We start from the raw sequence: 25523 nt of genomic DNA, 5'->3' as shown, positions 1-25523 counted from the left end.
AACTTTGAATCGTGAGTGAAGCCCCGGCCCATTGGTTCGGGGCTTTTTTTTTAGCGGCGGCCAAAAGGGCGGCGGGATTTTGTTGTTAGCAGGCGCTTTATTAGGCCGTCGTCGTCTTCGTCGGCGATCTCGCCTATGATTTCTTCGAGGATGTCTTCCATGGTGATGATGCCTACAACGGTGTCTTTATCGTAGACGAGTGCCATGTGGCTTTTCTTTTCTTGCATCAGCTTCAGGGCTTTAAGAGCGTCATCGCCTTCGGCCACTTTCAAGATCGGTCTTACTATGGATGGCCAGTTGGTGTCGCCGCTGCCTATGTAGGTGATAAATTCTTTGGTGTGCAGCAATCCCAACGGAATGCCAGCTTCGTTAACGACGGGAAGTCGGGTGTGTCCTGAGCCAACAGCTAAAGTAAGAACTTCAGAAACAGGCAGATCCACAGAGACTTTCACCGTGTTTTCCCAATCCACCATCATGTCTTCAGCTTGTTTAGCTTCGATGTTCACCAGATTAAGGACGAATTGTCTGTGCGTTTTCGACAAGGAGTCAATACTGATCGACGTCTCTTCGGAGGCTGCGGATTCTTGCAAAGCACCGCGAGCGGCTTTTCTTTGGAAGACTCTGACGATGGCGTGGGTCATGTTTTCTAAAAGGTTCACCACCGGGGAAAGAACTTTATCGAAAGTGAAAAGACCTTTTGCGGAAATCAACGCGATTTTTTTCGAGTTTTTTAAAGCCAAGCTTTTCGGAACCAGTTCACCGATCACGACACTTGCTACGGTGATAGGAATAACGACGACCAAGATCGAAAGTGCTTCGGCAAAGTCTTCACTGATTCCGAAGCGCTGTTCGAAAATCGGTGACAGGGATTCTTCAGCACCGGCACCACCCACAGCGGCGGAAATCGCGCCGACAAGTGTGATCCCGATTTGCAGAACCGAAAGAGTTCTTTCAGGGGTTAAGCGCAGGCGTAAAAGCAAGCTTGCGTTAGAGTCGCCTTTATCGGCAAGCTTTCTTAATTCAACGCGGTTGACGCTGACGAAAGCCATCTCCACCGCAGAAAATACAGCATTCAGCGCTAGGCAAACTAGCACCACTATAAATTCGATCATGGGGAGATCTCCGGTTTTAATAGAAATAGAAATACTTGAGAGGTCGGGTAAGGGTCAGGATCCATAAATTGGGAACAACGATATCAAATAGAGGAGGATTCTTCCTAAGATATTTGCGCCGCGTTATTGGAATGTGGACATTCTATTTGCCTTTTATGTCGCTCCTAGGCAAAAGAAGCGGCACAGCAACCACACATTCCTAATGACTCAAGGGGGTTCCATGAAAATGGTGGCGATTGTTTTTTCACTTCTTCTTTCTTCTCCTGCTTTTGCAACTTGGGCAGAAGACTTTGAACTTCTTAAGGATGTGCCTCGCAGTTACGAAGATTCCGGCGCAATCTGTGAAGAAGTGGCTCGTATCGAGGTCGAACGCGAATATCAAAAGCCTCAGTACGAAGTCATCGTTGGGATTGCTTACGGAAATGAAGCACGTGTGATCGGTGAGCTCGACATCGTCATCTTTGATAATAACCTGAATAAGGTTATTAAAATCGGTGAAGTGAAATGCTGGAAGGATATGCGTGGCGGCTTAGAAAAAGCCAAAGAGCAACGTGCTCGTTTCTTGAAAACAGTTCGTTCGACGGCGAACAATCTCAGATTCTTTTCGACGTCCTCAAAATTAGTTTACTCTGCAGAGCAGTTTAAATTCGTAAATGAATTTTTCTCTATGGGACAAAAGGGAACAGTGAGTGTGGGTTATGATAAAGAACTCGAGTACACTTTGAAAGAGATGCATAACTACCGTTACGAAATGATTCGTTGTCAAAATCGCAAAGAATGCGCTCGTCCTTAATCTGTTCCTGAGATGCAGGGCTTTTGGATGTGGGGGCCCTTTGCAGTCCCTGCGAAAAGGGCCCCTCTCGTCGTTCAATAGGTTTCCCTAAACCGAACGCAAAATAAAATTAAATGAACGCATCATTGAGCTGAACGCCTGACGCTTATTAATGAAGCCCATGTACGTAAAGTTACGTACCAAGGGAAGTTCCAGTTCCTCTTCACTATGGCCCGTATAGATGACGACAGGGATGGGTTTGCGCAGCTTGTGAACCTTTCTTTCTGTTAAAAGACGGTCCATCAAAAGAAGCGTGTCACGCCCACCCATTTGTGGCATTTGCCAGTCTAAAACAACCAAATCAAAATGTCGGTTTACAAGAAGAGGGATAGCATCTTGTCCATCGAAAGCCATCGTCACGTCGCATTTGTAGTGATCTAGGATGTGTGACATGAGCTTTACAGAATCCAAGCTATCATCAATGACCAACACGCGTTGTGCGTGCTGCTTTTCTAAAGATGTCTCGATCACCATGAGTTCTCCTTCGTTACCACCTTATTTGAACCTAAAGTGGGTCGGAGAATCTTCTAAAAGAGCAAAGATGATGGGGTTTTAATAAAAGGTCTGTTTTTATACAGAAAGAACTCGCATTTTAAGCGAGCTCTTTCCTAGTTTGTTCTGTCACAACGGTTTCACGCACAACCACCACCTTGATTTGGCCCGGGTAGTTGCATTCCTCTTCGATGCGCGCCGCTATTTTCTTTGAAAGATCTAATGCTTGAGAGTCGTCGACTTTTTTACCATTGACGAGGACACGACACTCGCGTCCACCGCTAAGAACGAAGCAGTCCGTGACACCGGGGAAAGAACGCGCGATGTCTTGAAGCTCAGAAACCTTCTGGTTGTAGGACTCAATCGTTGAACGACGTGCGCCAGGACGAGCTCCAGAGACAGCATCCGCCGCAATTACTAAAAACGCGTGATCTGTCGAAGGCTGTTCGTCAAAGTGATGGGCTTTGACCGCATGAACGACGTCGGGAGCTTCTCCGCGAGCCGCGATAAAGTCAGCACCAATCACGGCATGTCCACCTTCCATCACGTGGTCCATGGATTTGCCGATATCGTGAAGCATGCCCACACGGCGCGCTTTTTTGATGTCGAGACCTAATTCCGCCGCCATCAAGCCGGCAAGCCATCCGACTTCACCGCAGTGGAAGTATTGATTTTGAGTGAAAGAATAACGATAGCGCAAAGAGCCCATCATCTGACGAACTTCGACGTTCAAGCCTTCCAATTTCAATTCTTTCGCTAAAGCATCGCCATCGTGTTTGATATTTTTGAAAAGTTCTTTCTTCTGATTTTCCGCAATCTTTTTGATGAAATCAGGATTGATGTTTTTCTTTTCTTTAAAAATGCGCTCTAAAGTTCGGCGAGTGAGTTCGCGGCGAACAGGGTCAAAGCCTGCGACGCCTACCATGTCCATGCCTTCTTCTACGATAATATCGCAACCGCAAGCATCTTGAACGGCTTTGATGTTGTTTCCGTTAGGGTCACAGAAAAGTTTGCGGATATGGTTGTCGGGGAAGTTCACAGCACCAATACCACGCTCGGCGCAGTAAGGACGAGCAAAGCGGTCGATCACAAGACTTAAGATCTTTTTCGCACGTTGTTCCGCATGTTCTTTCAAGTCCTCTTCAGATTCCTGGATAAAGCGAGCCGCGCGACGACGAGACTCTTCTTCCATCTGGGCTTTCAACTGATTTTTGAATTCTTCGGCAGAGGTTCCCAGTCTTTCCGTCAATTTTAGAACCAAATCTTTGTTCATATTTTTTTGAACGTCTTTGAGCTTATTCAGTTCAGACTCTTGACCACGCAAGGCTTGTTCCTGAGTTTTTACTTCGGCTTCACGCTCTTGTAGTTTCTTTTTTTCTTCTTGAACTATCGAATCCGCTTTCGCTTTCTTTTCGTTAGCAAGCTCTTGCAGTTCTTCAATGCGACCTTCCACCTTCAACATATCAGGTTCCACTTTGGTCCACATTTCCATTTCAATTTCTTGAACGCGTTCTTTTTCTTCCAATGCTTTCAATTCAGCGACTTCTTTGGCTTCACCGACGATATCAGAGGCTTCTTCACGAGCATGACGCAAAGTGCGCGCGTTTAAGATTTTGTGCAAGGCCCAGCCTGCGCCACCACCGGCGATCAGAGCAAATAGAGCTGTAGCAATCATTGCAATCATAAGGGTACTCCTAATCCTCTTAGGATAGCCTCCCTTGTGTTCCAACGCAAATGATCCGGCCATAGGGGCAGCGCTTTACTTCTGGCGTTATGAATTGTAGCCTTCTTAAAAACGTCCTCGGAGGAAATGATGGGTCATATGGAGTGTCAAACTAAATGGGTGGGTAAATTGGGCTTTGAGGCTCATGTTCGTCATCACAAATTTCTTATCGACGGAAAACCCGAAGACGGAGGTTTGGATCAGGCGGCGACACCGAAGGAAATCATGCTGACGGCCATTTGCACGTGTTCAGGTATGGATGTGGTTTCGATCCTGCAAAAAATGCGACTGAATCTTCAGTCTTGTGATGTGTTGGCTCAGACCGATACGACGGACACTCATCCTAAAATTTTTAAAGAAGTGAAACTGCAGTACAAAATTGTGGGCCCGGATATCAAGCCTGAGCAAGCTTTAAAGGCGGTGCGTTTGTCTATGACGAAGTATTGTGGTGTCAGCGCCATGGTTGTGAAGGCGTCTCCGATTCACTATGAGGTTTATGTCAACGAAGCGAAGGTCGGGGAGGCTTACGCGGATTTCAATCAGGAACCTGTCACGACATGATTTCTATTCAGATTCCTTTTCACGAAATGGACTTCACATACGCGCGGTCACGGGGGCCAGGTGGGCAGAACGTGAATCGCACGAATTCAGCAGCCATTTTAAGATGGAATCTATGGGACTCGACGTCTTTGACAGATGAATTGAAGGAGCGTTTAGGTCAAAAACTGAAAGGCAAACTGACAGAAGAGGGAGATCTTATCGTGCGCAGTGATGTTCACCGCGATCAGGATCAAAATCGATCTGAATGTATTCGTCGTCTCCATGAAACTTTGAAGAAAGCGCTCTTCGTTCCGAAAAAGCGCATCGCTACAAAGCCTACTAAAAGTTCTCAACGCAAAAGACTTGAAAGCAAAAAACAGCACTCCGAGGTCAAGTCTTTACGTCAGAAAGTTAAAATTTAATCTAAACAACAGGCTCTGCAAGATGAGCATCGGCGGATTTTGTTGGCGATGTTTCAACCGCTTGAATCTTTTTTGAAAGATAAATCGCCACAAATGTGAACGCCACGGCGACGTAACCGACTATGTTGTAGTTTTCGAGTTGTCCCGTCACATTGGTCGTTACGATCCAGCCTGCGATATAACTAGAAACCGCAGACGAAAGCTGCTGCACACAGCTGACGATGCTCATAAAGCTTCCACGAGTTTGTGGCAGGGCCGTTCCAGACACCAATGCAGTGGCCGGAATCATGCGCCCTCCCGACGAAACAAAGAAGAAGGCGCAAATAGCTAGAATAATCCAAAGAGGTGTCGGACCTAAATGCGTGATCACCCAGTAAGGAAGCAAAGTGATTAAGGCGCCCCATAAAAACACTTTGTGCTTACCATAACGATCTGCCAAGCGACCGATCCAAGGGGACGTGAAGATCGTAAAGATCCCGCCAGTCATATACATAAACGGAAGTTGTGCCTCGGTCATTCCGGCATTGGCCACCAATGAAGGTGAAAGAAAAGGGATGATCGCAAAGTGACCAAACATCACCGAGGACATGAACAATAAAGCGCGGCGCTGATTCTTATTGTGAAGAATGCGAGTCAGAACCCGATGAGGTGGCTCCTTGGCGCGGGCTTCCATCAAATGCAAACGCATCGGAGGCACATGGAACCAAATGACTAAGCAGAGCGCTAAAGAGATCACGCCCAAAAACACGAAAGGAGCATGCCAAGAATACTGATTTGCCAAGAACAAACTGAACGGCACGCCTAATACAGAAGCCATTGAAAAGGATGTCATGATCACACCCATGGCACTTCCACGGCGTTCGTAAGAAATCGCATCACTGACGATAGAAAGAACAAGGGAACTTAAAACACCACCAAAGATCCCGGTCAATCCGCGAGCCAAAAGCAAGGTTTCGTAAGAGGGAGAAACCCCGCACGCCACTGTGCCCAAAGAGAAACCAATAAAGAAAAATAAAAGACTCAGTTTGCGATCAAACTTATCCATAAAGAACGAAGCCATGAATCCGCTAATGCCGGCACAGAATGTATACGATGACACAAGGAGTCCGAACTGATGAGGATTGATTGCAAACATGCGCATCAATTGCGGCCCCAGCGGCATCATGATCATGAAGTCCACGATAGAGCTGAATTGAATTGCTGCGAGAATGCCTAAGAGAATCTTTTCTTGCTTTGAAAACACGGCGGAGGTCCTTTTTGTTGACGCCACTTAAAGTAACCGATAATTCATTTCTATGGCAACAATTTGGAAGTTTACAAAATTCGTATTGGGACTTGTTCTCGTCATCGCGCTTGTGTGGGTTGTTATGGCGAATTACAGTGTTATTTTTTCTAAAACCATTATCGGAGAAATCACCGCTGTTGAGCGCGTAGAGCTTCCAGTTGCTTTGGTAACCAGAGCAGAAGGTGATATTACCTCGAAAGTCTTTTCATTTGCGATCGGTATCAAAGATAGTAAGACCGGCGAAATCTACACCGCCTCTTCAGAAGATCGTCAATGGGCGGTGGCGCAAAAGGGACAATGTGCGGAAGCGGTGTTTCTGCCATACCCACCTTGGCAGTTTACAAAAAAAGATACTTTCTTCGGAGCTCGTTTAGTTCGTCTTTACGAATGCGCGAAGTAGGCCTTAGAAAATGTTAGAGCTCTTGCTGTTCGCCACGGCTATCGGTGCTGGATTTTTAGGAGCCCTTTTGGGGCTCGGCGGTGGTTTGATTATCGTTCCTATTTTGACTCTCGTGTATCACGTCAATATTCGATATGCGATTGCAGCAAGTTTGATCTCGATTGTGGCAACAAGTTCCGGTGCGGCGGCCAGTTACCTGAAAGACTCCCTGACTAATTTACGACTTGCGGTGTTTCTTGAAATCGGCACCGTGACGGGCGCCATTGTCGGATTTTTTATTGCTTCTTATATTCAGGCTCAGTTTCTATTTCTGCTTTTCGGACTCCTTTTATTATTTTCCGCTTTGATGATGTTTAGAAAAAGATCCGAACATCTCACAGCAGAAAACCACCCGTGGGCGCAATCTTTGAAGCTTGATGGCTCCTATCCAGAAGCTGATGGCAAATGGATGTCTTACAAAGTTCAGAACGTTCCTTTCGGTCTTTTTGCCATGTTTGGTGCGGGGATTCTTTCGGCTCTGTTGGGTATTGGCAGCGGCATCTTTAAAGTTCTGGCGATGGACGGCGCGATGAAGCTGCCGATTAAAGTCTCTTCAGCGACGTCAAATTTCATGATCGGGGTCACAGCTTCAGCAAGCGCGGGGGCTTATCTTTTACGTGGAGATATTCATCCGCAGATCGCAGCTCCGGTTGCTGTGGGGATTATTGTCGGCTCATTTGTTGGAGCAAAGGCCATGACGAAAATGCCTGCCCAAAGAATTCGACAGATCTTTGTGGTCGTTCTTGTAGTTGTTTCTGTGCAAATGATTATTAAGGGGCTTTCATGACGGTGCAATCTGTGAACTCGGAAGAGAAAACATTGAACCGCTTGGAATATCGTATCAGCCAGCTTTTGCGCAGTGGTGTCTTGTTTGCGGGAATCTTTCTTTTGGTAGGTTGGTTGTGGATGTGGTGGAAAGGGGAGCAAAGTCTTTCCTCTTTCACTGAGTATCAACCGACATCCTTGTTTGAGAATCTGCAATGGGCTTTGCTCATGCAAGATCGGGCGATGCTTATTTCCTATACGGGATTGATTATTTTGGTGTCGCTACCTGTTCTGCGTGTGTTCCTGACGGGAATTCTTTTTATTAAGCAAAAAGAAAACAAGCTTGCGCTCATGGCGTTCACGGTCTTTGTCATTTTAATTGGCAGCTTCTTTTTAGGAATTGATCTTTAAGAACTGCCCCCTTTGCCTGTGGCAAGGCGGCGATTATGAAACAGAGCATAGAGAGCAATGTGTCCCGCTAATTGATCGGCTCTCTTAGTCGTACACCAGGTTTTTCTAAAGAGCCTATTGATATGGGCTCTAAACATCGCACAAGTGTGATTCAAACTAAAAATCGGATCCCACTTGAGCTTCTTTAATTCCCCCTGGCCAACGATAGCTCCTCTTCCGCCTAAGATAGTTTCGTGTCGGGCTTTCGGGAAATACCTTTTTACATCTTTTGGGTAATAAGGATTTGAATCTGATCGTATAAGCGCTGTTGGTGAAATAAAGGATCTCATCTCTGAAAACAACTTTTTACGAGCCTGGGATCGGTGATCTGCCCGAGGTCCGTACTTCTTCCTCGCAAAAGCAGCTATTCTTCCTTTGGCTGGCATTTGCGCAACTTCAAACCCTAAGATTCTCCTTGTTCGATATTCAACCATCAAAGTTACTGAAAGCGGCTTGCACTTTGTATGTTCAAAAGTTTCCAAGTCATCGAATTCAACTTCAGTACAGGGCTGAAACTTTTGATTCCATCCTTTGAGTTCTTCTTTTGCTGTAGTTATGGCGAATCGAAACTTTCGAACCACCGTTTTTGGATTGATCTTTAGTATCCGTGCAGCTTCTCGTTGACTCACTCCTCCAGTTAATAGGTCACAGATAGCTTTATTAAGGTGTCTTTTCTTCTGGCCTTTCAAGGGACTTGTGGTCGCTGCAGAAAAGCTTTTTTTGCATGGAAAGCACCAGAATCTAGTCAGATGCTGACCATCCGACTTGCGATAGTATGAACCAAGCTTACGAATCGTCCGAGAGGCAGATCGTTTGTTTCTTTGGGTGTGGCAATATGGGCATTTGAACTTCATGGTTATCAACAATGGCAAGTACAGAGCCAGGAAGTTCAAATTTGGTTTACACAGAATAAGGGTGCAGTTTTTGATCTTTAAAAAAGCTTATTCGCTAAATACAGCGGCAACAGAATATATAAAGTCACATCACGAATCAGGTAATAGGCAAAGAAGACGGCAAAAAACTTCCACCCATAGCGTTTAATCACGCCTTTAAGGCCGCTTTCGCGAAAGACCTGCTTGGCTTCGCGGACGACTTTGGGAGTCATGCGGTCAAGCAATGGAGGTTTTGAGGAATTTGCCATAAAAAAGGCCCCTTAACTGAAGTCTTCTCTCCTTTATAAGAGCTTAGTTTAAGGGGTCAAGTAAAAGGGCAGGACCGCAAAGAGGGGTTTTCGCGGGAGCCTGCTTCTATATCCTTATTTCATTCTTGATGGTGCGTTTTGTCAATGCTGGTAGGTCCTCGGGCGTGGGCCTAGAATTTCAAATATGAACATGAAAAATTTCAAACTGACAGCATTTGTGAATCTTTACGGTCTTTTAAAAATTCCGTTGGTTTTATTCGTCAATCCACGCGTGATTGAGTCGACAGCGCAACGTTTCGTTTTAAAAATTCCTTTAAACTATAGGACTAAGAATCATCTTAATTCCATGTACTTTGGAGCTTTAGGAATAGGTGCTGAACTTTCAATTGCCGCAGCCGCCGTGGTGGCGATTTCTGAAAGTAAGCAGAAAATTGATTTTATTTTTAAAGATTTCTCAGGTCAGTACATCAAACGTGCCGACGGTGATGTGCATTTTATTTGTGATGAAATCGAAGCGGTTCGCAGTTTGATTGAAGAATCAAAAACCAACCCGGCTCGTCTTGAAAGAAAGATGAAAGGGTACGCCGTTGTGCCGAAATCCAATCCGACCGAGCCCGTAATGACTTACGAGCTCACTCTGTCGGTGCGTAACAGATCAATCAAGTCCTAGGCTTGAAAGATTTTTTACGCTTTCATCATATTCAGTGATGAATTTTTCATAAATCTCTTTCACGCTCAGAATTTCTTCCACCAGACCCACGGATTGGCCGGCTGTCCAAACAGTTTTCCAAGTGGGTTTGCTGGCGGCTTCTTCTAAAGACTTCATTCCCATAAGATGAATCAGCGGCACCATGTATTTCTTTGTCATCTTATGGTCTTTTAGAACTTTCATCGCCCAAGGTAAATCCGTCCCGATTTTTTGCACATAAGGAGTGTTGATGACGGCCGCGGGAGTCCCAGACACCCTTGTCGTCATAACAATATCTTCAGGAGTGGATTTGATAATGGCTTCTTTGTAGGCTTCATCCACTTGTGCTTCATGGCTGGCAATGAATCTCGTTCCTACGCTCACGCCGGAGGCTCCTAAAGCTAAAACAGCAGACATCATCGAGCCGTGTGAAATTCCACCGGCAGCCACAATAGGAATTTGCAAACGAGTTTTGAGCCAAGGAATTAATACCAAAGGAGAAATGGGCCCAGCATGTCCGCCAGCGCCACTGGATACCGCAATCACACCATCAGCGCCCATGTCTTGTACTTTCAAAGCGTGCTCTAAGTTTGTAACGTCACAAAGAACTTTCGCTCCGTTTTTATGTGCTTCTTTAATCACCTCTTTGGGGCTTCCTAAGGAGGTAATAAAAAGTTCCACTCCATTGTCTAAGGCGTGTTTGAGGTCCTCGTTTTGGCGTGCATTGCTTTTATTAACGATGATGTTAACGCCGATAGGTTTTTTCGTGCGACTTTTGATTTCTTTCAAAGCTTCGACGTATTTTTCAATCGGACGATAATTCAAGGCGGGGAAGGTTCCGATGCCACCGCTTTCACTGGCCTGAACGACGATGTCGGCGTTGCTCACTAGAAACATCGGTGCCGCGATGATGGGGTAATCAATCTTCATCATCTCCGTGAATGGCGTCTTGATTTTCTTTAACATAAAAAAACCCTCCTGAAGTCCTTTTTAAGGATACGAGGAGGGTTTGAAGAGGCAAGGGAATTCTTAGTTTTAATCCTAAGGATTCAAGTAACGACGGATCAATAAGAACACTTCTTTTTTGATCGCATCTTCACGCTCTTGCGATTGCGGGCCTAATAAAGCCAGATGCAGAATATTATTAAAGCAGCTGACGATAAAAAGAGCCATCATGTCACGATCGCGACCAGGAATTGGTGGCATGTGAGCCAATACCGCTTTTTGATAATGTTCAAAGAACACACGGCGGGTATCCCAGTAGTCCAGCATCCCTTGCACGCCTTGCAATGCCGTTCTTAGCGGGCGGTTGTCGTGGAAACGTGTGAACCCGATGTCAATAAATGCATGAACTTTAGAATCCAAGTCTGTGGCTTGAAGCTTTGCTAAGTTTTCCTCGATATAAGCGAGGTCTTTTTGCAAAAGATCATCAATAACCGCAGCAACAATGGCTTCCTTGTTTGCGAAGAATTGATAAAGAGAACCGATACTCACTCCGGCCATTTCTGCGATTTTATCTGTCGTAATCGCATGATACGGCTCTTGAACGAGAAGTCGGGCACAAGATTCCACAATGCTCGCAACGGTCTCTTTGGAACGTTTTTGAACCGGAATTTTGAGCATATATTTCTTTTCAGGACTTGTGTGGCTGATAGGAGCAGCACCCATAACTTCCTCCTTTCGAGGCTTATAAACTTTGCTCGTGTTCATATTCGGTCTTTAAGGGTTAATATTCAATACTAGTAACTAAAGTATCGATTAGCAGTACCACGGTGCCGACAGGGAGTACGTCTTTACTAAATCTTAACATAAATCACGAACGTTAGTCTCATTTTAGTCCAGAGACCTTTAAGTCCAGCAATATTACTAGAGCGCAATCAAAGATCGAATGAAATGCGAAATTTTTAATATCTTCTGCCCAGTAAATCACAAAAATCATCTCTGAAATTTCAGTTTCATAATGTAGATCCGTGGATCCTTCATCATTTTTTTGCCAACGATCGACATCAAAACACCGAGAAATGGGCTTTTTCGGCTTCCTTCGCAGTGTGAATGAAGCATCTTCTGGCGCGCTGCGCATGTTGTATTTTCCGCACCTCCTCACATTTTCATTTCTAACAATTGTGAGGCGAAAATAAATTTGAATCATGATCTGCATCATCGACATGCGAGGCCGTATTCACGAAACTGACTGTAGGAGGCTTCGCGTGAATCTGAATGAAATGCTCAATGCTGAAACAAGTATGGGTAAAAAACTGGGTGTCTGTGTAAAGGATTTAGAACAACGGGTTCTCTTTCAGAACGACAACTCCATTAAGACCTGCGGTCCCATGGCCGGACAGATCTGTAATAAGACCTGCAATACCCTCTGCAAGAAAATTGATGAATGTGCGGCGGTCTCTCCCGGTATGCATCTTTTCAAAGATCATGAGATCGATGGTCAAAAAGTGGATATCACAATCGTGAATGATGGCGAGCGTATCATGACATTCATGTACCTTCTTGAAAACCAGCAAGAATCCAAACTGAAACAAGAAGCCTTCTTCCGAGAAAAAGGTTTAACTAAGAGCGAACTGCGAATTATGAGCATGGTGTTAGAAGGGCACACGAATGCAGCGATCGCCGAAAAGCTTTTTATTTCTAAGGCGACGCTAAAAACGCATTTAAATAATATTTATAAAAAACTTCCAGACTCGATGCGCCCTTCACAGGGACGCGGCGCCTAAGGTGCAGGTGTATCGATAAAGCGATCTTCTTGCTTGTCATAGAAGTGACGAGTCAGAACATACACGGGGCAGGTCGCTTTACGAACCACATTGCGCGTGTAACTTCCTAAAAGAGCGGCACTCATGGGGCCGCTTTGAGCCTCCATCACAATCAAATCTGACTGATGGGTTTCTATGGCATCAAGAATCAATTCATCAATAGGCTTAAAGGTGTTGTCGATATGAAAATGCGCGATTACGCCTTCCTTTGCCGCCCAATCCACCCATTGCTGAGCCCGATGGGATTGAGCTTCAATCTGACTTTCTACGATTTGTTCTAACGTCATCATTTTTCCATCATAGTTGTACACGCGAGGACGCGTATCCAGATCAAAAAGGCTTTCAATAGGGCGGGCGATGGCGTGCAACAGCAACACTTCAGCATTAAATTTACGAGCCAGATCCAAGACGTGGCGGAAGTTATCCTTAGAGTGTTCACCAAACTCCGTTGGGAATAAGATGCTGCGGCTAGAGCGGGTTTTTAAAGCGTGACTGCCCACCACACATACGGGCACCTCGGATTGCAGGAGGAGGCTTTCGGCGAAGCTTCCTAAGATAAATCTTTGAAAGCCTTGTCGTCCATGGCTGCCAACGATGATCAAGTCAGCGTGACTTTTTAAAGCATAGTTTGAAAGTGTTTCTGCAGCCCCCGCGTGGGATTGCGAAGCGTGTGGAATAACTTTAGGCTCTTTTAAAAAGGGAAGATTGTAGTCCGAGACCACTTCGCGAAATAAAGACTCAGCGGTTTTAGAGTGGTCTGTCACCCAAGCTGGCACTTCATACGTGGGAAGAACGATTTCATTTTCCCTGAGCAGATAAAGAGGTTCAATCTCTGCCTGCGTGGTTTCGTGAAGATGGGTGATGTAGTCCGCCATCTTCTGGTTTAGCTCTTTGTTATCCTCAAACGCGTCAATAGCCCAGATGATTCTCATAGAACCTCCCACACATCCATTTTGCGCTGAAGGTTCGATGTTATAAAAGAACGGTGAGGCTTGTCTGTCAGGAATCAAGAATCCCGACAGAGCCTTGTTATTTGAAAAGCAGTTCTTGAGATTCTTTAAGGTAGCTGAGGCCTCTTAAGTACATCTGTTCGCCATCGGTCGGGCACGGAAGAGGGTAGTGAAAAAGCATGTCGTTCTGCCAGTGATAACACTTGTAGTTCCCGTAATCGCGAATATTAAAGACAACGGCCCATTCTCCCTCAAACCAAACAGAGGTTCCTAAATGGAAAAGGTTGGCGCCTGTTGAAAACTCCTGGGGGCGCAGCAAAGATCTTCCCAAAAACTCCGGTGCTGCGTTTCCAGTAAGGTCCGCAATCGTTGCACCGACATCATTTTGTGAAAACGCTCCATGAATCAATTTGTGTTCAAAGGGAGGTTTTCTATTTCCACCCACGGAATGATATTTCATTAAAAATGGAATCGAGTAGTGTTCAAAAATTCCATTTGCAGCAAAGCTGGTGTGATCCGATACAAGAACAAAGAGCCAGTCTTTTTTCCAAGATCTTTTCTTTAAAGTCTCATAAAAACCCCTCAGCTCTTTGTCCGCGTGGTGGGTGACGCTGAGATGCATGGACTGATTGTTCTCTTCACCAAAGGCAGGACGAACACCTTTCGGTAGCGCCAGATCATGGGTTGTATTGGTGTTAATGCCAATCAACATGGGTTCTGTCATCGTGTCCATCTTTTGGGTCGCAAATTTATAAAGATCCTGATCGAACACGCCCCAAGCGTTTTGTTCAATCATCGTCCAATCCGGAATTTCGCGTTTGCCATAAGAATTCTGAAAGCCTGTTTTTAAAACTAAAAGACCCACGCCGCTGGTGTATTGATCAGATCCTTGAAAGAAAGCAGAGCTGTAGCCTTTTTTCTCTAAGAACTGCGGAAAGCACTTGAAATCTTTGTTTTCGATTTCAGTGAACATGATGCTTTTTCCGGGAGGATTGGGCAGACTGCAAAGAGTGGCAAAAAGTCCTTCCGTTGTACGGTGCCCTCCCGCGAGCATCAAGTCCACCCGCAGGGATTCTGCACGAAGAGAGTTAAAGAAAGGAAGAACTTCTTCTTCGCCGACTTTTTTATCGACGTACACGCCAGGCCAGCCTTCCATGAAAACAATCACGATGTTGCCATCGAAATTGCCAACGGCTTTTTCTATACCACGACGAACGCGCCATTCATTGAAGATATCAAGACTCTTCACGTGCAGAGGAACTTCGATATTTTCCTTACTCGATTTTTTTCCGGCAAAGGCCGCCCACACAATACCGTAAGCTCCATTTAATGCCAGTGTCGCACCCTTACTTCCGCCCCCGGCGCGATATGCCCAAGAGGGATCCTGGGGAATGCCTTCAAAGCCACGCGCAAAGACTAAGCTGATGACTAATACAAAAAGCAAAGCCAAAGTGCGCTTCACAATTCCTTGAACCGGCTTATAACGTGGAGTGAAAAAGCGACCGACGAAAGATGCGCCCAAGAAGGCGAAGAGCAGTTGTAACCAGTAAAGTTTTAAAAGATTTCCTAAAGAGCCTTGAATTGTAAAGAGGTTGTAGACCTCATAAGAAATGTGACGGCCGGACTCTTTAGCGTAAATCGCGTCTGTAGTAATCAAAATCGTGTAACAAAATAACAAAAGACTGTTGAGTCGCGAAAATGTTTTTTCGGAAAACGAAAAAAGCAACGAGCTTCCGTAAAGCAAAAGATAAAGAAAAGCGGCAATCGCGAGATCGAAATGCCATCCATAAAGAAAGGGACCTAAAGTGTTATCAAAGCTTGCAGGGACAGAAAAGTCCCAAAGATTTAGGTAAAGGGCTACGACAGCACGTAGAACCATTCCGAAAATTACAAGACGAAGAATGTAGCGGCCAGAAGAAATTAAAAACGACATGAGCCCACATTAATCGAGAAAAATTAAAAAGCCCACTTGGAAGTGGGCTTTTTTTAAGATTTCGTCAAGGTGCAAAGACTAGTTTGGTACACCCGCTGGATCTGTGGAAGCACGCGCTTGCTGTTGTTGCAGCTTTTCTTCTTTTTTCTCTACTTCCAAGATGTACTTTTTAGTAGCTGCTGGAAGTTCATTCCACATTCTAAGAGCTAAGAAAAGACCCATCACTGCAAACGGGATCAAGAATAGCGGCCAGTAGATCCAGTTCTTGTGTGAAAGATAACCAATCGCCAAAGATTGGATACCACTTCCTAAGTAAACGCAGCCGTCGACGATGCCAGAGGCTGTTGCCGTCATTTTTTTACCACCGAAGTCCGCCGCCGCTGTACCCGACATCAACGAGTGAACGCCGATAACGGTCAATGTGATCATAACCGCTGAAAGACCCAGCATTGTTGGATGATTCATCAAAGAGAACACCATGATGATCAAAAGAATAATCATGATACCGTTGTTGATCGCGGCAGGAGGGCCACGACGCGATTGGAATAAACGGTCTGAAACGATACCTGCTGCGAATCCGCCGAAGATACCTGTTAAGCAAAGAAGCAGACCCCAGTTTTTAATGAAGAATTGGGAACCTTCAAAGAAGACCGGATTTGTCTCTTTTGTTTCATGGGCATAAACCAAGTACCACTGCATGATACCGTTACGAAGAACACCGGAAGTGAAGTCTACTAAAGCGATTGTGATCATCACTGGATTAGTGAAGATCTTTTTAAGCATGAAGCCGATGGAGATTTTCAAGTTAGAGTCATCTTCACCTGGAGATGAAGAAGCATCTGCCGTATCAAAGTCATCAAAGTTGGCTTCTTTAGGAGAGTCTTTAAGAAGAACGAAGTCGATCAAAGCCCAAACAATCAAAAGGAATGCCGGGATTGTGAACACCAACCAAGTTGCATTTGTCGTTCCTGTGTCGATAGCGAAGATGTGTTGGATAAAACCTTGGAACGCCGTTTTTTGACCTTCGATATGAAGCTTAGAAGCTTCAACGATTGCTTGTCCCCAGTCGAAGGCAAAGTAAACACCGAAAGAAATCAAAGTCCCGAAGATCGCGCCGAAGACACCGCGTTCACGTACGTGGAACCAATAAGCTTTTACTTTGATAATCGAAACCGCGCCGTAAGATTGGAAGAACATATTCAATGCGAACAAGACGGAGAACGCGAGGACCATGTTGGTTTTTAAACGACCCATCAAATAAAGATAAGTCACGCCACCCATAAGGATGTTCATCAATGCAGAACCTAAAGCGGCAATGATGATTCCTTTTTTACCACCGATTTTATCGACAATGGGACCATTCAGGAGGAAAGAAAGACCGTAAGTGATTGTACCGGCCGCGAAGATCAGACCAAACTGCTCTTTCGTCATCATGTCGCCCAAAGCGTTCTTAGAAACGTTCAGGTTGTAACGACCCATATAAAGGAAGGCGTAAGTCATGCCTAGAGGAAACCAGTTAACAAAGCGTCGGATCATGAATTTGCGCGAGTGTCCCAACGGATTGTTCTTAAAGTAGAGCGTGATCACCGCTGCAAGACATAAGCTTACGAGCAAAAGAGCCATGGTTCCTCCAGTAAAAATTTCCGAGAAGCTAATAGATAAATGATCAATTGGCAATCTAAAGAGCCTCTAAATCCTCCTCGTAAATTTTAGGATTTTGTTAAGATGGCGCAGAGCCGCGCTCAGAGTGAATTTCCCTCTGAAAAATCCGCTGATACGATGCAAAAACTTCATTGATTGGCGCCCAAAACGTGTTTATTCGGCGCCTTCATTTGCCATAAGTAAAACTTATGGAAAGTCTAAAAATTATGAGTTTGTGCTTATAGGTCTAGGGCGATAAGTTTGTTTCAGAAGGAGACATAAGAAATCTTCTTCGACCCTCGGTAAGGTCCTTGACCACCTCTCACATACGCAAAGAGAGGACCCGGTCCCCAAAATTTTGCCGTACTCACGGCTCCTTAAATCCCACCATCAAAGCCCACCTAAAAGCCGCACCGAGGCTTGCGCGCGCTTAAGACGCAATGCTACATTCAACTGCATGTCATTTAAATATTTCCCTCTCTACGAAAAACAAAAAGATACTACTCAATATAAAAAAATCTCTTCAGATCATGTCCGCGTCGACAAGCTAGGAGACAAAGAAGTCTTAGTCGTAGCACCTGAGGCATTAGAGCTTATTGCTCAAGAAGCCCTCAGCGATGTGTCGCATCTTCTGCGCGCGAGTCACTTGGAAAAATTAGAAAGAATTTTACAAGATCCCGAAGCTTCTCCGAACGACCGCTTCGTTGCTGTGGATCTTCTGAAAAACGCGATCATCGCGGCACAAATGGAGTTTCCTTCCTGTCAGGATACCGGGACGGCCATTGTTGTCGGAAAAAAAGGAGAACGTGTTTTTACGGGTACAGACGACAAAGAACATCTTTCTAAAGGCATTTTTAATACTTATCAAAAAAGAAACCTGCGCTTTTCGCAAATGGCTCCAATTTCTTTCTTTGAAGAAAAAAACACGGGCTCTAATCTTCCAGCGCAAATTGATATTTATTCCGAACAAGGGGATGAATATCACTTCTTATTCATGGCTAAAGGTGGCGGCAGTGCCAATAAGTCTTATCTTTATCAAAAAACCAAAGCGGTTTTAAATCCCGAGGGTTTTGAAAAGTTTGTACGCGAGACTTTGAACTCACTGGGGACGGCGGCTTGTCCTCCGTATCACTTGGCATTCTGTGTAGGTGGTACTTCAGCAGAAGAAACTTTAAAAATCGTGAAGTATGCTTCTGCGGGTTATTTGGATGGACTTCCTACTTCAGGCAGTGAGGGTGGTAGAGCTTATCGTGATCTGGAAATGGAAAAGCAAGTTGAACAGTGGGCCCGGGACACAGGGATCGGTGCGCAGTTTGGTGGAAAGTATTTCGTGCACGATGTGCGCGTGATTCGTCTGCCTCGTCATGGTGCAAGTTGCCCGATCGGAGTCGGCGTGAGCTGCTCTGCTGACCGCAATATCAAGGGCAAGATCACCCGCGACGGTATTTTCTTAGAGCAGCTAGAGCTTCACCCTGAACAGTATCTTCCGAATCACCTCAAGGAGGCGAGTGCAGAAGCTATTCAGATTGATTTGAATAAGCCGATTCAGGAAACTCTTAAAATTTTATCGGAACAAAAAGTGGCCACGCGAGTGATGCTCAATGGTCCGATGATCGTGGCCCGTGATATCGCACATGCGAAACTCAAAGAAAAAGTGGATCGCGGTGAAGGTGTTCCAGAGTATTTCAAAAACTATGCGGTTTATTATGCGGGCCCTGCAAAAACTCCGAAGGGTTATGCTTCGGGTTCTTTTGGTCCTACAACGAGCGAACGTATGGATCCTTATGTGGGTGCCTTCCAAAGCTTGGGTGGTTCTATGATCATGTTGGGTAAAGGGAATCGCAGCCCGCAGGTCACTGAAGCCTGTAAGACCTACGGAGGATTTTATTTAGGATCTATCGGTGGACCTGCAGCTCGTTTAGGAAAGGAATGTATCACGAAAGTGGAAGTTCTGGATTTCCCTGAGTTGGGTATGGAATCAGTGTGGAAAATCGAAGTGAAAGACTTCCCAGCCTTTATCATCGTGGATGACAAAGGAAATGATTTCTTCAAGTCCGTGATTCGCAAGTTGTAATCGGTACAGGTATAGCTAGAAATAAAAAAAGGCGTCTTTGAAGGACGCCTTTTTTTATTGTATCAGATCAGGCTCTTCGCGCTTTAAAAGAAGCGGACTTAAACCTGCAAAAAGATTCATGATCACCGGGCCAATCAGAAGACCTGGTAAGCCAATCATAATGATGGCCCCCACGACACAGGTAAATCCAATCACGGCAGAGATTTTATTTTCTTTTCCTACCATGAAGGGCTTCAGGATATTGTCGATACTACCTGCGATGGTCGCAACAACCACCAGGCCGATTCCATTTCCAGTGCGTCCGCCGATAAAGGCCAAAATCGCAAGTAAATAACCCACGGGTGCAGCGCCAATCACCGGAATAAAGGAAACGAAGAAGGTGAGAGTCAGGACTAAGAAGAAATCTCCTTCACCAAATATTAAACTTCCGATCCCAATGACACCGGCTTGAATAAGGCCTATGACCAAGGTTGAAAACAATGTGATCGAACAGCTTTTTTTAGAGACATCAATCAGTCGAACTGTCAGATCGGGTTTCAAAAGGCTGTATTTAAATACGAATTCTTTAATCGCCTGAGCTTTTGATAAAAGTAAAGCTAGGGTGATAACAAAAACAAAGCTTGCTAAAAAGATGGCAGGCAGTTGTCCCAAAATTTCCGTGGAGTACTGAAAAACAATTTCGCCCGATTTACGAAGCAGGCTATTCGTCATGTCGGCTGCCGGAGTGGCAATGTCAGTCCCTGTCCAACCCGAGATCTTTTTAAGATATCCCAGTATTAAATCTTTGAGTTCGTGTATCTGTCCGACCAACTTATCTGTTTTAATAACTTCGGGTTGGCTGATATAAGAAATAAGACGATAGATCGCAAGAGAAATAGGAATCCAAAAAATTGCAAAGCCGCCTAGAAGTGTTAAAGCAATTGCGGGTTTTCTTTTTATTTTTAGTTTTTTTCCAAGGCGCTCTACAAAGTCATTCAGGCCCAGTGCGAACACCCCGGCAATCAGGAAAGGCATTAAGAACGGTAAATTTACAAATAGAAACGCCGCCAATAGAACCAGGAAAAATCCCCAGCGTACAGCGACGTCTTTGTTTTTTAGAAAATCAATCATTGGACTTCACAATCCATGCGACATTCAGAGCGGCAATTCACCCAAGTTCCATCGTGACGTGGTGGAAGATAGTTGGGATTGCAATAGGTACTGCAGAAAGCCGTGTAAGAAAGGGCGCGCCCGCGATGGCTCATTTCGCAAGTCCAGCGTGCATCACGTTCGGCATCTTGTTCCGCTCTGTTTTTAGCGTTGGATAAACAGAAAGAACCGCTGTTGGCGTTGCAGTAAGAATTTTCAGTGCCACGTCCCGTGACGGTGATTCGGCGAGTGGCCTCAGCGGTGAAGGAAAAAAGTTGAAGCAGTAATACCACGACGAAGAGTGATGTTTTCATAATGTCTCCCACTCTTACAATGAACGCACAGTTTAGAGTGGGAGGCAATATGTAGCTTTGTCAAAGCAGGGCGTCGAGCGATTAAGCCTGTGTTAGAAATTGGACGCCCAACTCCTGGCTTTGATTTTTTTCATCCCACTTTGTCCAGCGAACTTGGCCTTCCACATTCACGTACTCTCCCTCTTTGGTTTGATAGGAAAGGGTGACGAAGTCCTTTTTCTGATAGAAGGGGGCTTTGATCTTCACACAGGACCCATTCAAAGAGATGTTCTCAAAAGCTCCGCCTAAAATGGGTTGGAAGCTTCTGTTCTCGGTGCCGAGGGGGAGCATGGAGGGACTAAGCATGGCGCGCCTCTCATGCACCTCGCGCTTGTCTTGGCGCAGTTCCAGATTCTTGCCGTTAAGATAAGCTTGGATATCTTTGGCGAGGTGAGCCTCTTCCGTTTTCCACAAAACGATAAAGTCTTTAAAAGTTTTCAACTTCATCTTCATCGGGGCGGAAAGTTCGCTGACGACGAAGAAGGTTTTCACGTTTTCAATCGTCTTTTGTAAGAATGCGTAAATGTCAAAATGACGGACTTCTAAAAATGGCAAAAAAACGACGACGATTTTTTCCCCCTGTGTCGTTTGTAGTGCCGATCTCAATGTGTATGGATTTTCAATGATGTGACAATCAAAGCTGTTTTCTTTTTTTAAAACATTTGGAACTGTCAGTGTTCCCGTGATGAAGATCTGTGTATTCATGGAATTTCCTCCCGTGACACCTCCTAAAGCAAATGCAAAGCCAACTGGAAATTCGGTGTGTGTCATTTGATAAAGAAATTCCTGAACACCTGTCTAACTTTCACTAACAGTGTTAGATGAAATAAGTCTCAGCTTGAGAATAGGGCAAGTGGCGGCTCTCTTGCGCTGAGCCGCCACCTGGAGGGAAGGGATCTATTTTAATGGAAACTGCATAAACGCCGTCTCCGATATGAATGGCTGTGCCATCGCAGAACATCTCTTTCACGAATTGCAACCTCTCCTTAGAGAAGTGTTGGTGGTCAAAGTAGTGAAAGCGCAAGGTCATTTCTGTCATGTAATAGTTCCGTTGCAACTGACAAGCCGCTCTTCAGATCAAACATATTGCTTATAAGCAATAAAATGGCTAATTCTGGGGTGAAATGCCTCAAGCACTGGGCGATATTCCTTCTTGCGGCGGGGAGGTTCTTCACCTAAAAATACGGTCATATGACAGAGCGACGTCAACAACTGTAAGGATGCTTTGTGAAACGACTTAAAAGAGTTTTTGTCTTATCTCATGAGTGGAACGTATTTCTCGTTCTCCTTATAATTATATCTGTCAGCTTGCTCAGTTGGTGGACCGTGAAAGTGCATTTGGAAAAAGAATGGAATGCACGTCTTGAATCTGAAATCGGAAAAGTCAGTTCGACCATTCATCGAGAGTTTTCAGCCTATGGTCAGGCCTTGTTAGATACGCGCGCATTTATTCAGTTAAGTGGAGTCCCAACGGGGAAGCAGTACCAAGATTATATAGAATCGACAGAACTGTTAAAGCGCTCTCCCGGACTTCAAGGTATTGGTTTTGCGCAAAAAATAGATAGATCTGAGATCCCTGAGCTTGAACGCAGGATGCGTGAACAGGGAGTTAAAGATTTTAAATTTTGGCCAGATTCTGAGCGCTCTCTTTATACATCGGTCGTAATGATTGAACCTGATGATTGGAGAAATAAGAAAGCTTTAGGGTTTGATCCGTATTCGGATCTTACACGGCGCTCGGCGATGGATAAGGCGTTATTATCCAATGCTCTAGCAATGTCGGACCCTGTCGTTCTGCTTTCTGATGAAAGCGAAGGTCAAAAGGTCCTCCAAGGAGTCCTAGTTTATCTTCCTGTTTCAAAAGTTTTAGATGCGACAGGAGAAGCTGAACCAAAAAATTCATTATTGGGTTTTGCCTATTCGGTGATTCGCATCAATCGCTTTTTTAATGGGGCTTTCGGGACGCCTCAATTTTACGAAGAAAAAGTGAACTACAAAATCGAGATCTATGACCGTAAACTGGGGCGAACTTTGCCGCTTTACGAGCGCTTCCCCGCCAAGGAAGAAGATCGGGTGGTCTCAGATATTTCCGTAGATCGTGAAATTCAGGTTCTTGATAAAGTGTGGAAATTGCATTTTGAACCGTTGCCTCATTTCTTTAATTGGTATGAGCGTTATGTGCCGATCCTTTTTGCCTTCGTCACGCTGATTATGTTGTCGGTCATTTTTCTAGCATTATGGTCGACACAACAATTTTTGAAGTTTAGCGAAAAACATCAGGATTCCCTGGCGCTCATCTCCAAAAGTAAATCCGAGGAGTTGGCGTTATTCCGTCGTTTGAACGCTATAATTGCAGATATTTCTTCATCCATCGAAGGCAGTGACCTTTTTGAAAAATTCTGTCACCATTTGGAAGATGTTTTTCAAATTGAAGACTGTGTGGTCTTTGTTCGCGAAAATCGCGGACCTTATGAAAAACGTTTTCAGAAAGTCATCGACAGCTTTCCAGAGTTCTTGGATTTATCTGCCGAATTTGACAGCTTCTTAAAAGAGGGTGTCTTTGCCTTGGCTTCTAACACAGAGTCTTCGCGCAAGGTGATTTCGTTTTTTAGTTCCGAGATGCAAGAGCGACTGCGTGAAAGTCCTTACTTCATGATGCGCTCGGTTTTGCATGAATCAGGTAAAAGTAATTCGATCTTGATTATCGTGAAGGGGCCTAAAACCTTGGTGGATTCGAAGGTTTTAGAATACGCCTTAGCAAGCATCGTGGGGCAATTTGCGATGTCCTACGATAAAGCGATTTTATTAAGAAAAGCAGAAGACGCGAACTTTATGAAGAGTTCCTTCTTGGCAAACATGAGTCACGAAATCCGCACCCCTCTGGGGGTGATCGTTGGTTACTCTGAAATTTTGGCTGATGATGAGCTCGACGGGGAAGAAAAAAAGCAGATTGTAAAAAGTGTGAAGCGCAACGGTAAAGAGCTCGCTCGTCTTATTGATGATATTTTAGATATCTCAAAGGTCGAAGCTGGAAAACTGCAGTTTGAAATGGCACAAGTGAACCTGGAAAGCCTGATTCATGAAGTGAAGTCCGTGATGGAAGTTCGCGCCTCTGACAAAAAAATTCAGTTCAACGTGGCGAAGCTTTCGAATGTTCCGACCTATCTCTTCACGGATGATATTCGTTTAAAACAAATTCTGGTGAATGTCGTGGGCAATGCCATAAAGTTCACGGAAAATGGAAGCGTAAAACTTCTTTATAAGACCTATGTGAACGAGATGCAGGAAGAATTCCTCGAGTTCCAGATTCAGGATAGCGGTATTGGTATCAGTGAAAGAAACAGAGAAAATCTTTTTAAGCCTTTCTCGCAAGGCGATGTTTCTACGACCCGTAAGTATGGCGGCACTGGTTTGGGTTTGGCCTTGTCGCGCCGTTTGGCAGAGCTTTTGGGTGGCGAGCTTTTTCTTTTGGCTTCGTCCGTGGGTAAGGGATCTACTTTTTGCCTGCGCGTTCCTCTGCGAGGGGTGAATAAGGAATTCCTGAACCTGCGTCAAACACCAGTTAAGAAAGACTTCGAAGAAGTTGAGCAGGGACCCGTGCGTGATATCGATTGGAATGGTCTTGATTTAAAAAATCTTTTGAAAGACGTGCGCATTTTGTTGGTGGAGGATTCTGAAGACAATCAAGAGATCTTTCAGCATTTTTTAAAGGCTGCGGGCGCTGATGTTGTTGTTGCGGACGACGGTGAAAAAGCCGTTGAAAGTGCCTTCAAAGTGGAGCCCGATATCGTACTTATGGATATCCAAATTCCGAAGATGGATGGTAAAGAAGCGACGAAGCGCATTCGTCAGCGTGGCTTTACGAAACCTGTGATTGCTTTGACTGCGCATGCACTCAACGAAGAAGTGCAAAGCTGCCTGGCCGCCGGGTGTAATGGTCAAATCACAAAACCGGTTTCGGGAGAACTTTTGGTTCAAGAGGTGTATTTCTATTTGAATCATCGGGCGGAAGCATGAGTGGAATGACTGTGCCTTTGGATGCTAAGCAGAAATATCTTTCGCGCAGGCTAGCGGAGCTTGCAAAAATTCAAGAGATGGCCCACGCGCCCGACTGGGGGTTCGTAATAAAAGTGGGTCACCAAATAAAAGGAAACGCGAAAACTTTTGAGTTTCCTTCTCTAAGTCATTTGGGAACTCGTTTGGAAGAGGCGGGAAAAGTCAAAGACCCGCACTTACTAAAAGATGTGTGTGATGAGTTGCAGGCCAGTCTCGAATCACTTAATCAAAACCTTACGTCGTCCGTCTAACTAAAATCCGATATAGAAAAAGAATGAACATTGCGCCGAGGATGGCAGCAATGAATCCGACAGGTTCGTAGTCGCGATAATATCCTGCGGATGTTCCCAGGATGTGGGCGACAGTTCCTCCGGCAATGCCCAATAAACAAGTGATGATCCAGCCACCGGGATCCTTTCCAGGCATCAGTATCTTTGCGGCAATACCTACAGCAAAACCCAGAATGATGGATGAAAGCATACAGTTCTCCTTTCTCCTGAAATTAGGAAGGCCCCCCTCACATGGCAAGGCAGGGGGGCCGCTTATCGTTGCTGCTCGTGGACTGCCAGCAACGAACTATATATGTCTAAAAGTGCCCGGGACAATGTCCCCGACGCATATTTGTTATGCAAACGCGGTTCCTTACAGAAAATCAATGAAGTCTAATATATAGGATATAAAAGAGTATAAACGTCTTAATGTGGCAAAACGCCATAAAAATATTGCGGAGATAT

At 45.0% G+C, this 25523-nt stretch carries 28 protein-coding genes; 11 read left to right on the top strand and 17 right to left on the bottom strand.

From position 1 onward, the window contains the following. Window positions 1-50: 50 nt before the first annotated feature. Entirely contained in the window at window positions 51-1112 is a 1062-nt protein-coding gene (locus ACLWBD_RS09800) for a hemolysin family protein (protein ID WP_063206870.1), read from the bottom strand. A gap of 220 nt (window positions 1113-1332) precedes the next feature. On the opposite strand from ACLWBD_RS09800, the gene ACLWBD_RS09795 reads away from it, so the two are divergent. Then, window positions 1333-1905: a hypothetical protein gene (locus tag ACLWBD_RS09795; RefSeq protein WP_063206873.1), complete on the top strand. Its 573-nt coding sequence runs from the start codon at window positions 1333-1335 to the stop codon at window positions 1903-1905. Between the two features lie 87 nt (window positions 1906-1992). Here the strand turns inward: ACLWBD_RS09795 and ACLWBD_RS09790 are convergent, their stop codons facing one another. Both ACLWBD_RS09790 and ACLWBD_RS09785 read right to left on the bottom strand, forming a co-directional pair. Then, entirely contained in the window at window positions 1993-2418 is a 426-nt protein-coding gene (locus ACLWBD_RS09790; RefSeq protein ID WP_041870079.1) for a response regulator, read from the bottom strand. A gap of 118 nt (window positions 2419-2536) precedes the next feature. Then, window positions 2537-4120, bottom strand: coding sequence for an Rnase Y domain-containing protein (locus tag ACLWBD_RS09785; protein ID WP_413568053.1), 1584 nt, complete (start codon window positions 4118-4120; stop codon window positions 2537-2539). 126 nt (window positions 4121-4246) lie between these two features. On the opposite strand from ACLWBD_RS09785, the gene ACLWBD_RS09780 reads away from it, so the two are divergent. Beyond that, entirely contained in the window at window positions 4247-4720 is a 474-nt protein-coding gene (locus ACLWBD_RS09780; RefSeq protein ID WP_413568052.1) for an OsmC family protein, read from the top strand. Then, window positions 4717-5121, top strand: a complete 405-nt coding sequence (arfB, locus tag ACLWBD_RS09775; protein ID WP_413568051.1) for an alternative ribosome rescue aminoacyl-tRNA hydrolase ArfB — start codon at window positions 4717-4719, stop codon at window positions 5119-5121. Before ACLWBD_RS09780 ends, arfB begins: the two co-directional genes overlap by 4 nt. A 1-nt stretch (window position 5122) precedes the next feature. On the opposite strand, the gene ACLWBD_RS09770 is transcribed toward arfB, so the two are convergent. Beyond that, the gene (locus ACLWBD_RS09770; protein ID WP_063206882.1) at window positions 5123-6364 is read right to left on the bottom strand and encodes an MFS transporter; all 1242 of its coding nucleotides are present in this window, start codon (window positions 6362-6364) and stop codon (window positions 5123-5125) included. A gap of 52 nt (window positions 6365-6416) precedes the next feature. Between ACLWBD_RS09770 and ACLWBD_RS09765 the strand changes: the two genes are divergently transcribed. Genes ACLWBD_RS09765 through ACLWBD_RS09755 form a run of 3 tightly spaced genes read left to right on the top strand, consistent with a single transcriptional unit; the run spans window position 6417 to window position 8021 of the window. Next, a complete protein-coding gene (locus ACLWBD_RS09765; protein WP_253696733.1) occupies window positions 6417-6806 on the top strand; it encodes a hypothetical protein in 390 nt (129 codons plus the stop codon). A 10-nt stretch (window positions 6807-6816) separates the two neighbouring features. After that, window positions 6817-7632: a sulfite exporter TauE/SafE family protein gene (locus ACLWBD_RS09760; protein ID WP_413568050.1), complete on the top strand. Its 816-nt coding sequence runs from the start codon at window positions 6817-6819 to the stop codon at window positions 7630-7632. Beyond that, entirely contained in the window at window positions 7629-8021 is a 393-nt protein-coding gene (locus tag ACLWBD_RS09755) for a DUF1634 domain-containing protein (RefSeq protein WP_413568049.1), read from the top strand. The genes ACLWBD_RS09760 and ACLWBD_RS09755 overlap by 4 nt, the downstream gene beginning before the upstream one ends. Here the strand turns inward: ACLWBD_RS09755 and ACLWBD_RS09750 are convergent. Together ACLWBD_RS09750 and ACLWBD_RS09745 are read right to left on the bottom strand one after the other, a co-directional pair. Then, window positions 8018-8689 (bottom strand): transposase, encoded by a 672-nt coding sequence (locus tag ACLWBD_RS09750; RefSeq protein WP_413568048.1) that lies wholly within the window; start codon window positions 8687-8689, stop codon window positions 8018-8020. The genes ACLWBD_RS09755 and ACLWBD_RS09750 overlap by 4 nt on opposite strands. Before the next feature lie 302 nt (window positions 8690-8991). Continuing rightward, entirely contained in the window at window positions 8992-9201 is a 210-nt protein-coding gene (locus tag ACLWBD_RS09745; RefSeq protein WP_413568047.1) for a hypothetical protein, read from the bottom strand. 184 nt (window positions 9202-9385) lie between these two features. On the opposite strand from ACLWBD_RS09745, the gene ACLWBD_RS09740 reads away from it, so the two are divergent. Further along, on the top strand, window positions 9386-9871 hold the full coding sequence (locus ACLWBD_RS09740; protein ID WP_063206898.1) for a DUF4442 domain-containing protein: 486 nt from the start codon (window positions 9386-9388) through the stop codon (window positions 9869-9871). On the opposite strand, the gene ACLWBD_RS09735 is transcribed toward ACLWBD_RS09740, so the two are convergent. The 3 genes from ACLWBD_RS09735 to ACLWBD_RS09725 form a co-directional block, all read right to left on the bottom strand. Continuing rightward, complete coding sequence (locus ACLWBD_RS09735; protein ID WP_413568046.1) at window positions 9857-10855, bottom strand: NAD(P)H-dependent flavin oxidoreductase; 999 nt, start codon at window positions 10853-10855, stop codon at window positions 9857-9859. The genes ACLWBD_RS09740 and ACLWBD_RS09735 overlap by 15 nt on opposite strands. Window positions 10856-10930: 75 nt before the next feature. Then, window positions 10931-11557, bottom strand: coding sequence for a TetR/AcrR family transcriptional regulator (locus ACLWBD_RS09730; RefSeq protein ID WP_063206904.1), 627 nt, complete (start codon window positions 11555-11557; stop codon window positions 10931-10933). 160 nt (window positions 11558-11717) lie between these two features. Then, window positions 11718-12056, bottom strand: a complete 339-nt coding sequence (locus tag ACLWBD_RS09725) for a hypothetical protein (RefSeq protein WP_413568045.1) — start codon at window positions 12054-12056, stop codon at window positions 11718-11720. Window positions 12057-12096: 40 nt separating this feature from the next. On the opposite strand from ACLWBD_RS09725, the gene ACLWBD_RS09720 reads away from it, so the two are divergent. After that, the gene (locus ACLWBD_RS09720; protein ID WP_413568044.1) at window positions 12097-12615 is read left to right on the top strand and encodes a LuxR C-terminal-related transcriptional regulator; all 519 of its coding nucleotides are present in this window, start codon (window positions 12097-12099) and stop codon (window positions 12613-12615) included. On the opposite strand, the gene ACLWBD_RS09715 is transcribed toward ACLWBD_RS09720, so the two are convergent. The 3 genes from ACLWBD_RS09715 to ACLWBD_RS09705 form a co-directional block, all read right to left on the bottom strand. Then, window positions 12612-13586, bottom strand: a complete 975-nt coding sequence (locus ACLWBD_RS09715; RefSeq protein ID WP_413568043.1) for a universal stress protein — start codon at window positions 13584-13586, stop codon at window positions 12612-12614. The genes ACLWBD_RS09720 and ACLWBD_RS09715 overlap by 4 nt on opposite strands. 97 nt (window positions 13587-13683) lie before the next feature. Then, a complete protein-coding gene (locus ACLWBD_RS09710; protein WP_413568042.1) occupies window positions 13684-15537 on the bottom strand; it encodes an LTA synthase family protein in 1854 nt (617 codons plus the stop codon). 78 nt (window positions 15538-15615) lie between these two features. Further along, window positions 15616-17160 (bottom strand): MFS transporter, encoded by a 1545-nt coding sequence (locus ACLWBD_RS09705; protein WP_413568041.1) that lies wholly within the window; start codon window positions 17158-17160, stop codon window positions 15616-15618. Window positions 17161-17635: 475 nt separating this feature from the next. Between ACLWBD_RS09705 and ACLWBD_RS09700 the strand changes: the two genes are divergently transcribed. Beyond that, the gene (locus ACLWBD_RS09700; RefSeq protein WP_413568040.1) at window positions 17636-19252 is read left to right on the top strand and encodes a fumarate hydratase; all 1617 of its coding nucleotides are present in this window, start codon (window positions 17636-17638) and stop codon (window positions 19250-19252) included. A 54-nt stretch (window positions 19253-19306) separates the two neighbouring features. Here ACLWBD_RS09700 and ACLWBD_RS09695 read toward each other — a convergent pair whose 3' ends face one another. From ACLWBD_RS09695 to ACLWBD_RS09680, 4 genes are all read right to left on the bottom strand, one after another. Then, complete coding sequence (locus ACLWBD_RS09695; RefSeq protein ID WP_413568039.1) at window positions 19307-20362, bottom strand: AI-2E family transporter; 1056 nt, start codon at window positions 20360-20362, stop codon at window positions 19307-19309. Further along, complete coding sequence (locus tag ACLWBD_RS09690) at window positions 20359-20694, bottom strand: hypothetical protein (RefSeq protein ID WP_063206921.1); 336 nt, start codon at window positions 20692-20694, stop codon at window positions 20359-20361. Before ACLWBD_RS09690 ends, ACLWBD_RS09695 begins: the two co-directional genes overlap by 4 nt. A gap of 81 nt (window positions 20695-20775) precedes the next feature. Then, entirely contained in the window at window positions 20776-21438 is a 663-nt protein-coding gene (locus ACLWBD_RS09685; protein WP_413568038.1) for a PilZ domain-containing protein, read from the bottom strand. 112 nt (window positions 21439-21550) lie between these two features. Continuing rightward, a complete protein-coding gene (locus ACLWBD_RS09680; protein ID WP_413568037.1) occupies window positions 21551-21772 on the bottom strand; it encodes a hypothetical protein in 222 nt (73 codons plus the stop codon). A 269-nt stretch (window positions 21773-22041) separates the two neighbouring features. On the opposite strand from ACLWBD_RS09680, the gene ACLWBD_RS09675 reads away from it, so the two are divergent. Together ACLWBD_RS09675 and ACLWBD_RS09670 are read left to right on the top strand one after the other, a co-directional pair. Beyond that, the gene (locus ACLWBD_RS09675) at window positions 22042-24750 is read left to right on the top strand and encodes a CHASE domain-containing protein (RefSeq protein ID WP_413568036.1); all 2709 of its coding nucleotides are present in this window, start codon (window positions 22042-22044) and stop codon (window positions 24748-24750) included. Then, window positions 24747-25040 (top strand): Hpt domain-containing protein, encoded by a 294-nt coding sequence (locus tag ACLWBD_RS09670; RefSeq protein ID WP_413568035.1) that lies wholly within the window; start codon window positions 24747-24749, stop codon window positions 25038-25040. The genes ACLWBD_RS09675 and ACLWBD_RS09670 overlap by 4 nt, the downstream gene beginning before the upstream one ends. Here the strand turns inward: ACLWBD_RS09670 and ACLWBD_RS09665 are convergent. Then, the gene (locus ACLWBD_RS09665) at window positions 25024-25269 is read right to left on the bottom strand and encodes a GlsB/YeaQ/YmgE family stress response membrane protein (RefSeq protein ID WP_063206936.1); all 246 of its coding nucleotides are present in this window, start codon (window positions 25267-25269) and stop codon (window positions 25024-25026) included. The genes ACLWBD_RS09670 and ACLWBD_RS09665 overlap by 17 nt on opposite strands. Window positions 25270-25523 lie beyond the last annotated feature (254 nt).

Origin of the sequence: Bdellovibrio sp. HCB117 (assembly GCF_047305915.1) — a bacterium.
Classification (GTDB): domain Bacteria; phylum Bdellovibrionota; class Bdellovibrionia; order Bdellovibrionales; family Bdellovibrionaceae; genus Bdellovibrio; species Bdellovibrio bacteriovorus_B.
Note: the sequence above shows the minus strand (reverse complement) of the source record. Positions and strands in the feature narration are given on the sequence as shown.

Coding starts and splice junctions, on each gene's coding strand:
- ACLWBD_RS09680 (WP_413568037.1), bottom strand. CDS start 21,772: ATGACAGAAATGACCTTGCGCTTTCACTACTTTGACCACCAACACTTC.
- ACLWBD_RS09790 (WP_041870079.1), bottom strand. CDS start 2,418: ATGGTGATCGAGACATCTTTAGAAAAGCAGCACGCACAACGCGTGTTG.
- ACLWBD_RS09735 (WP_413568046.1), bottom strand. CDS start 10,855: ATGTTAAAGAAAATCAAGACGCCATTCACGGAGATGATGAAGATTGAT.
- ACLWBD_RS09745 (WP_413568047.1), bottom strand. CDS start 9,201: ATGGCAAATTCCTCAAAACCTCCATTGCTTGACCGCATGACTCCCAAA.
- ACLWBD_RS09800 (WP_063206870.1), bottom strand. CDS start 1,112: ATGATCGAATTTATAGTGGTGCTAGTTTGCCTAGCGCTGAATGCTGTA.
- ACLWBD_RS09700 (WP_413568040.1), top strand. CDS start 17,636: ATGTCATTTAAATATTTCCCTCTCTACGAAAAACAAAAAGATACTACT.
- ACLWBD_RS09670 (WP_413568035.1), top strand. CDS start 24,747: ATGAGTGGAATGACTGTGCCTTTGGATGCTAAGCAGAAATATCTTTCG.
- ACLWBD_RS09740 (WP_063206898.1), top strand. CDS start 9,386: ATGAACATGAAAAATTTCAAACTGACAGCATTTGTGAATCTTTACGGT.
- ACLWBD_RS09665 (WP_063206936.1), bottom strand. CDS start 25,269: ATGCTTTCATCCATCATTCTGGGTTTTGCTGTAGGTATTGCCGCAAAG.
- arfB (WP_413568051.1), top strand. CDS start 4,717: ATGATTTCTATTCAGATTCCTTTTCACGAAATGGACTTCACATACGCG.
- ACLWBD_RS09725 (WP_413568045.1), bottom strand. CDS start 12,056: ATGTCGATGATGCAGATCATGATTCAAATTTATTTTCGCCTCACAATT.
- ACLWBD_RS09710 (WP_413568042.1), bottom strand. CDS start 15,537: ATGTCGTTTTTAATTTCTTCTGGCCGCTACATTCTTCGTCTTGTAATT.
- ACLWBD_RS09730 (WP_063206904.1), bottom strand. CDS start 11,557: ATGGGTGCTGCTCCTATCAGCCACACAAGTCCTGAAAAGAAATATATG.
- ACLWBD_RS09685 (WP_413568038.1), bottom strand. CDS start 21,438: ATGAATACACAGATCTTCATCACGGGAACACTGACAGTTCCAAATGTT.
- ACLWBD_RS09785 (WP_413568053.1), bottom strand. CDS start 4,120: ATGATTGCAATGATTGCTACAGCTCTATTTGCTCTGATCGCCGGTGGT.
- ACLWBD_RS09765 (WP_253696733.1), top strand. CDS start 6,417: ATGGCAACAATTTGGAAGTTTACAAAATTCGTATTGGGACTTGTTCTC.
- ACLWBD_RS09695 (WP_413568039.1), bottom strand. CDS start 20,362: ATGATTGATTTTCTAAAAAACAAAGACGTCGCTGTACGCTGGGGATTT.
- ACLWBD_RS09705 (WP_413568041.1), bottom strand. CDS start 17,160: ATGGCTCTTTTGCTCGTAAGCTTATGTCTTGCAGCGGTGATCACGCTC.
- ACLWBD_RS09715 (WP_413568043.1), bottom strand. CDS start 13,586: ATGAGAATCATCTGGGCTATTGACGCGTTTGAGGATAACAAAGAGCTA.
- ACLWBD_RS09780 (WP_413568052.1), top strand. CDS start 4,247: ATGATGGGTCATATGGAGTGTCAAACTAAATGGGTGGGTAAATTGGGC.
- ACLWBD_RS09755 (WP_413568049.1), top strand. CDS start 7,629: ATGACGGTGCAATCTGTGAACTCGGAAGAGAAAACATTGAACCGCTTG.
- ACLWBD_RS09690 (WP_063206921.1), bottom strand. CDS start 20,694: ATGAAAACATCACTCTTCGTCGTGGTATTACTGCTTCAACTTTTTTCC.
- ACLWBD_RS09760 (WP_413568050.1), top strand. CDS start 6,817: ATGTTAGAGCTCTTGCTGTTCGCCACGGCTATCGGTGCTGGATTTTTA.
- ACLWBD_RS09795 (WP_063206873.1), top strand. CDS start 1,333: ATGAAAATGGTGGCGATTGTTTTTTCACTTCTTCTTTCTTCTCCTGCT.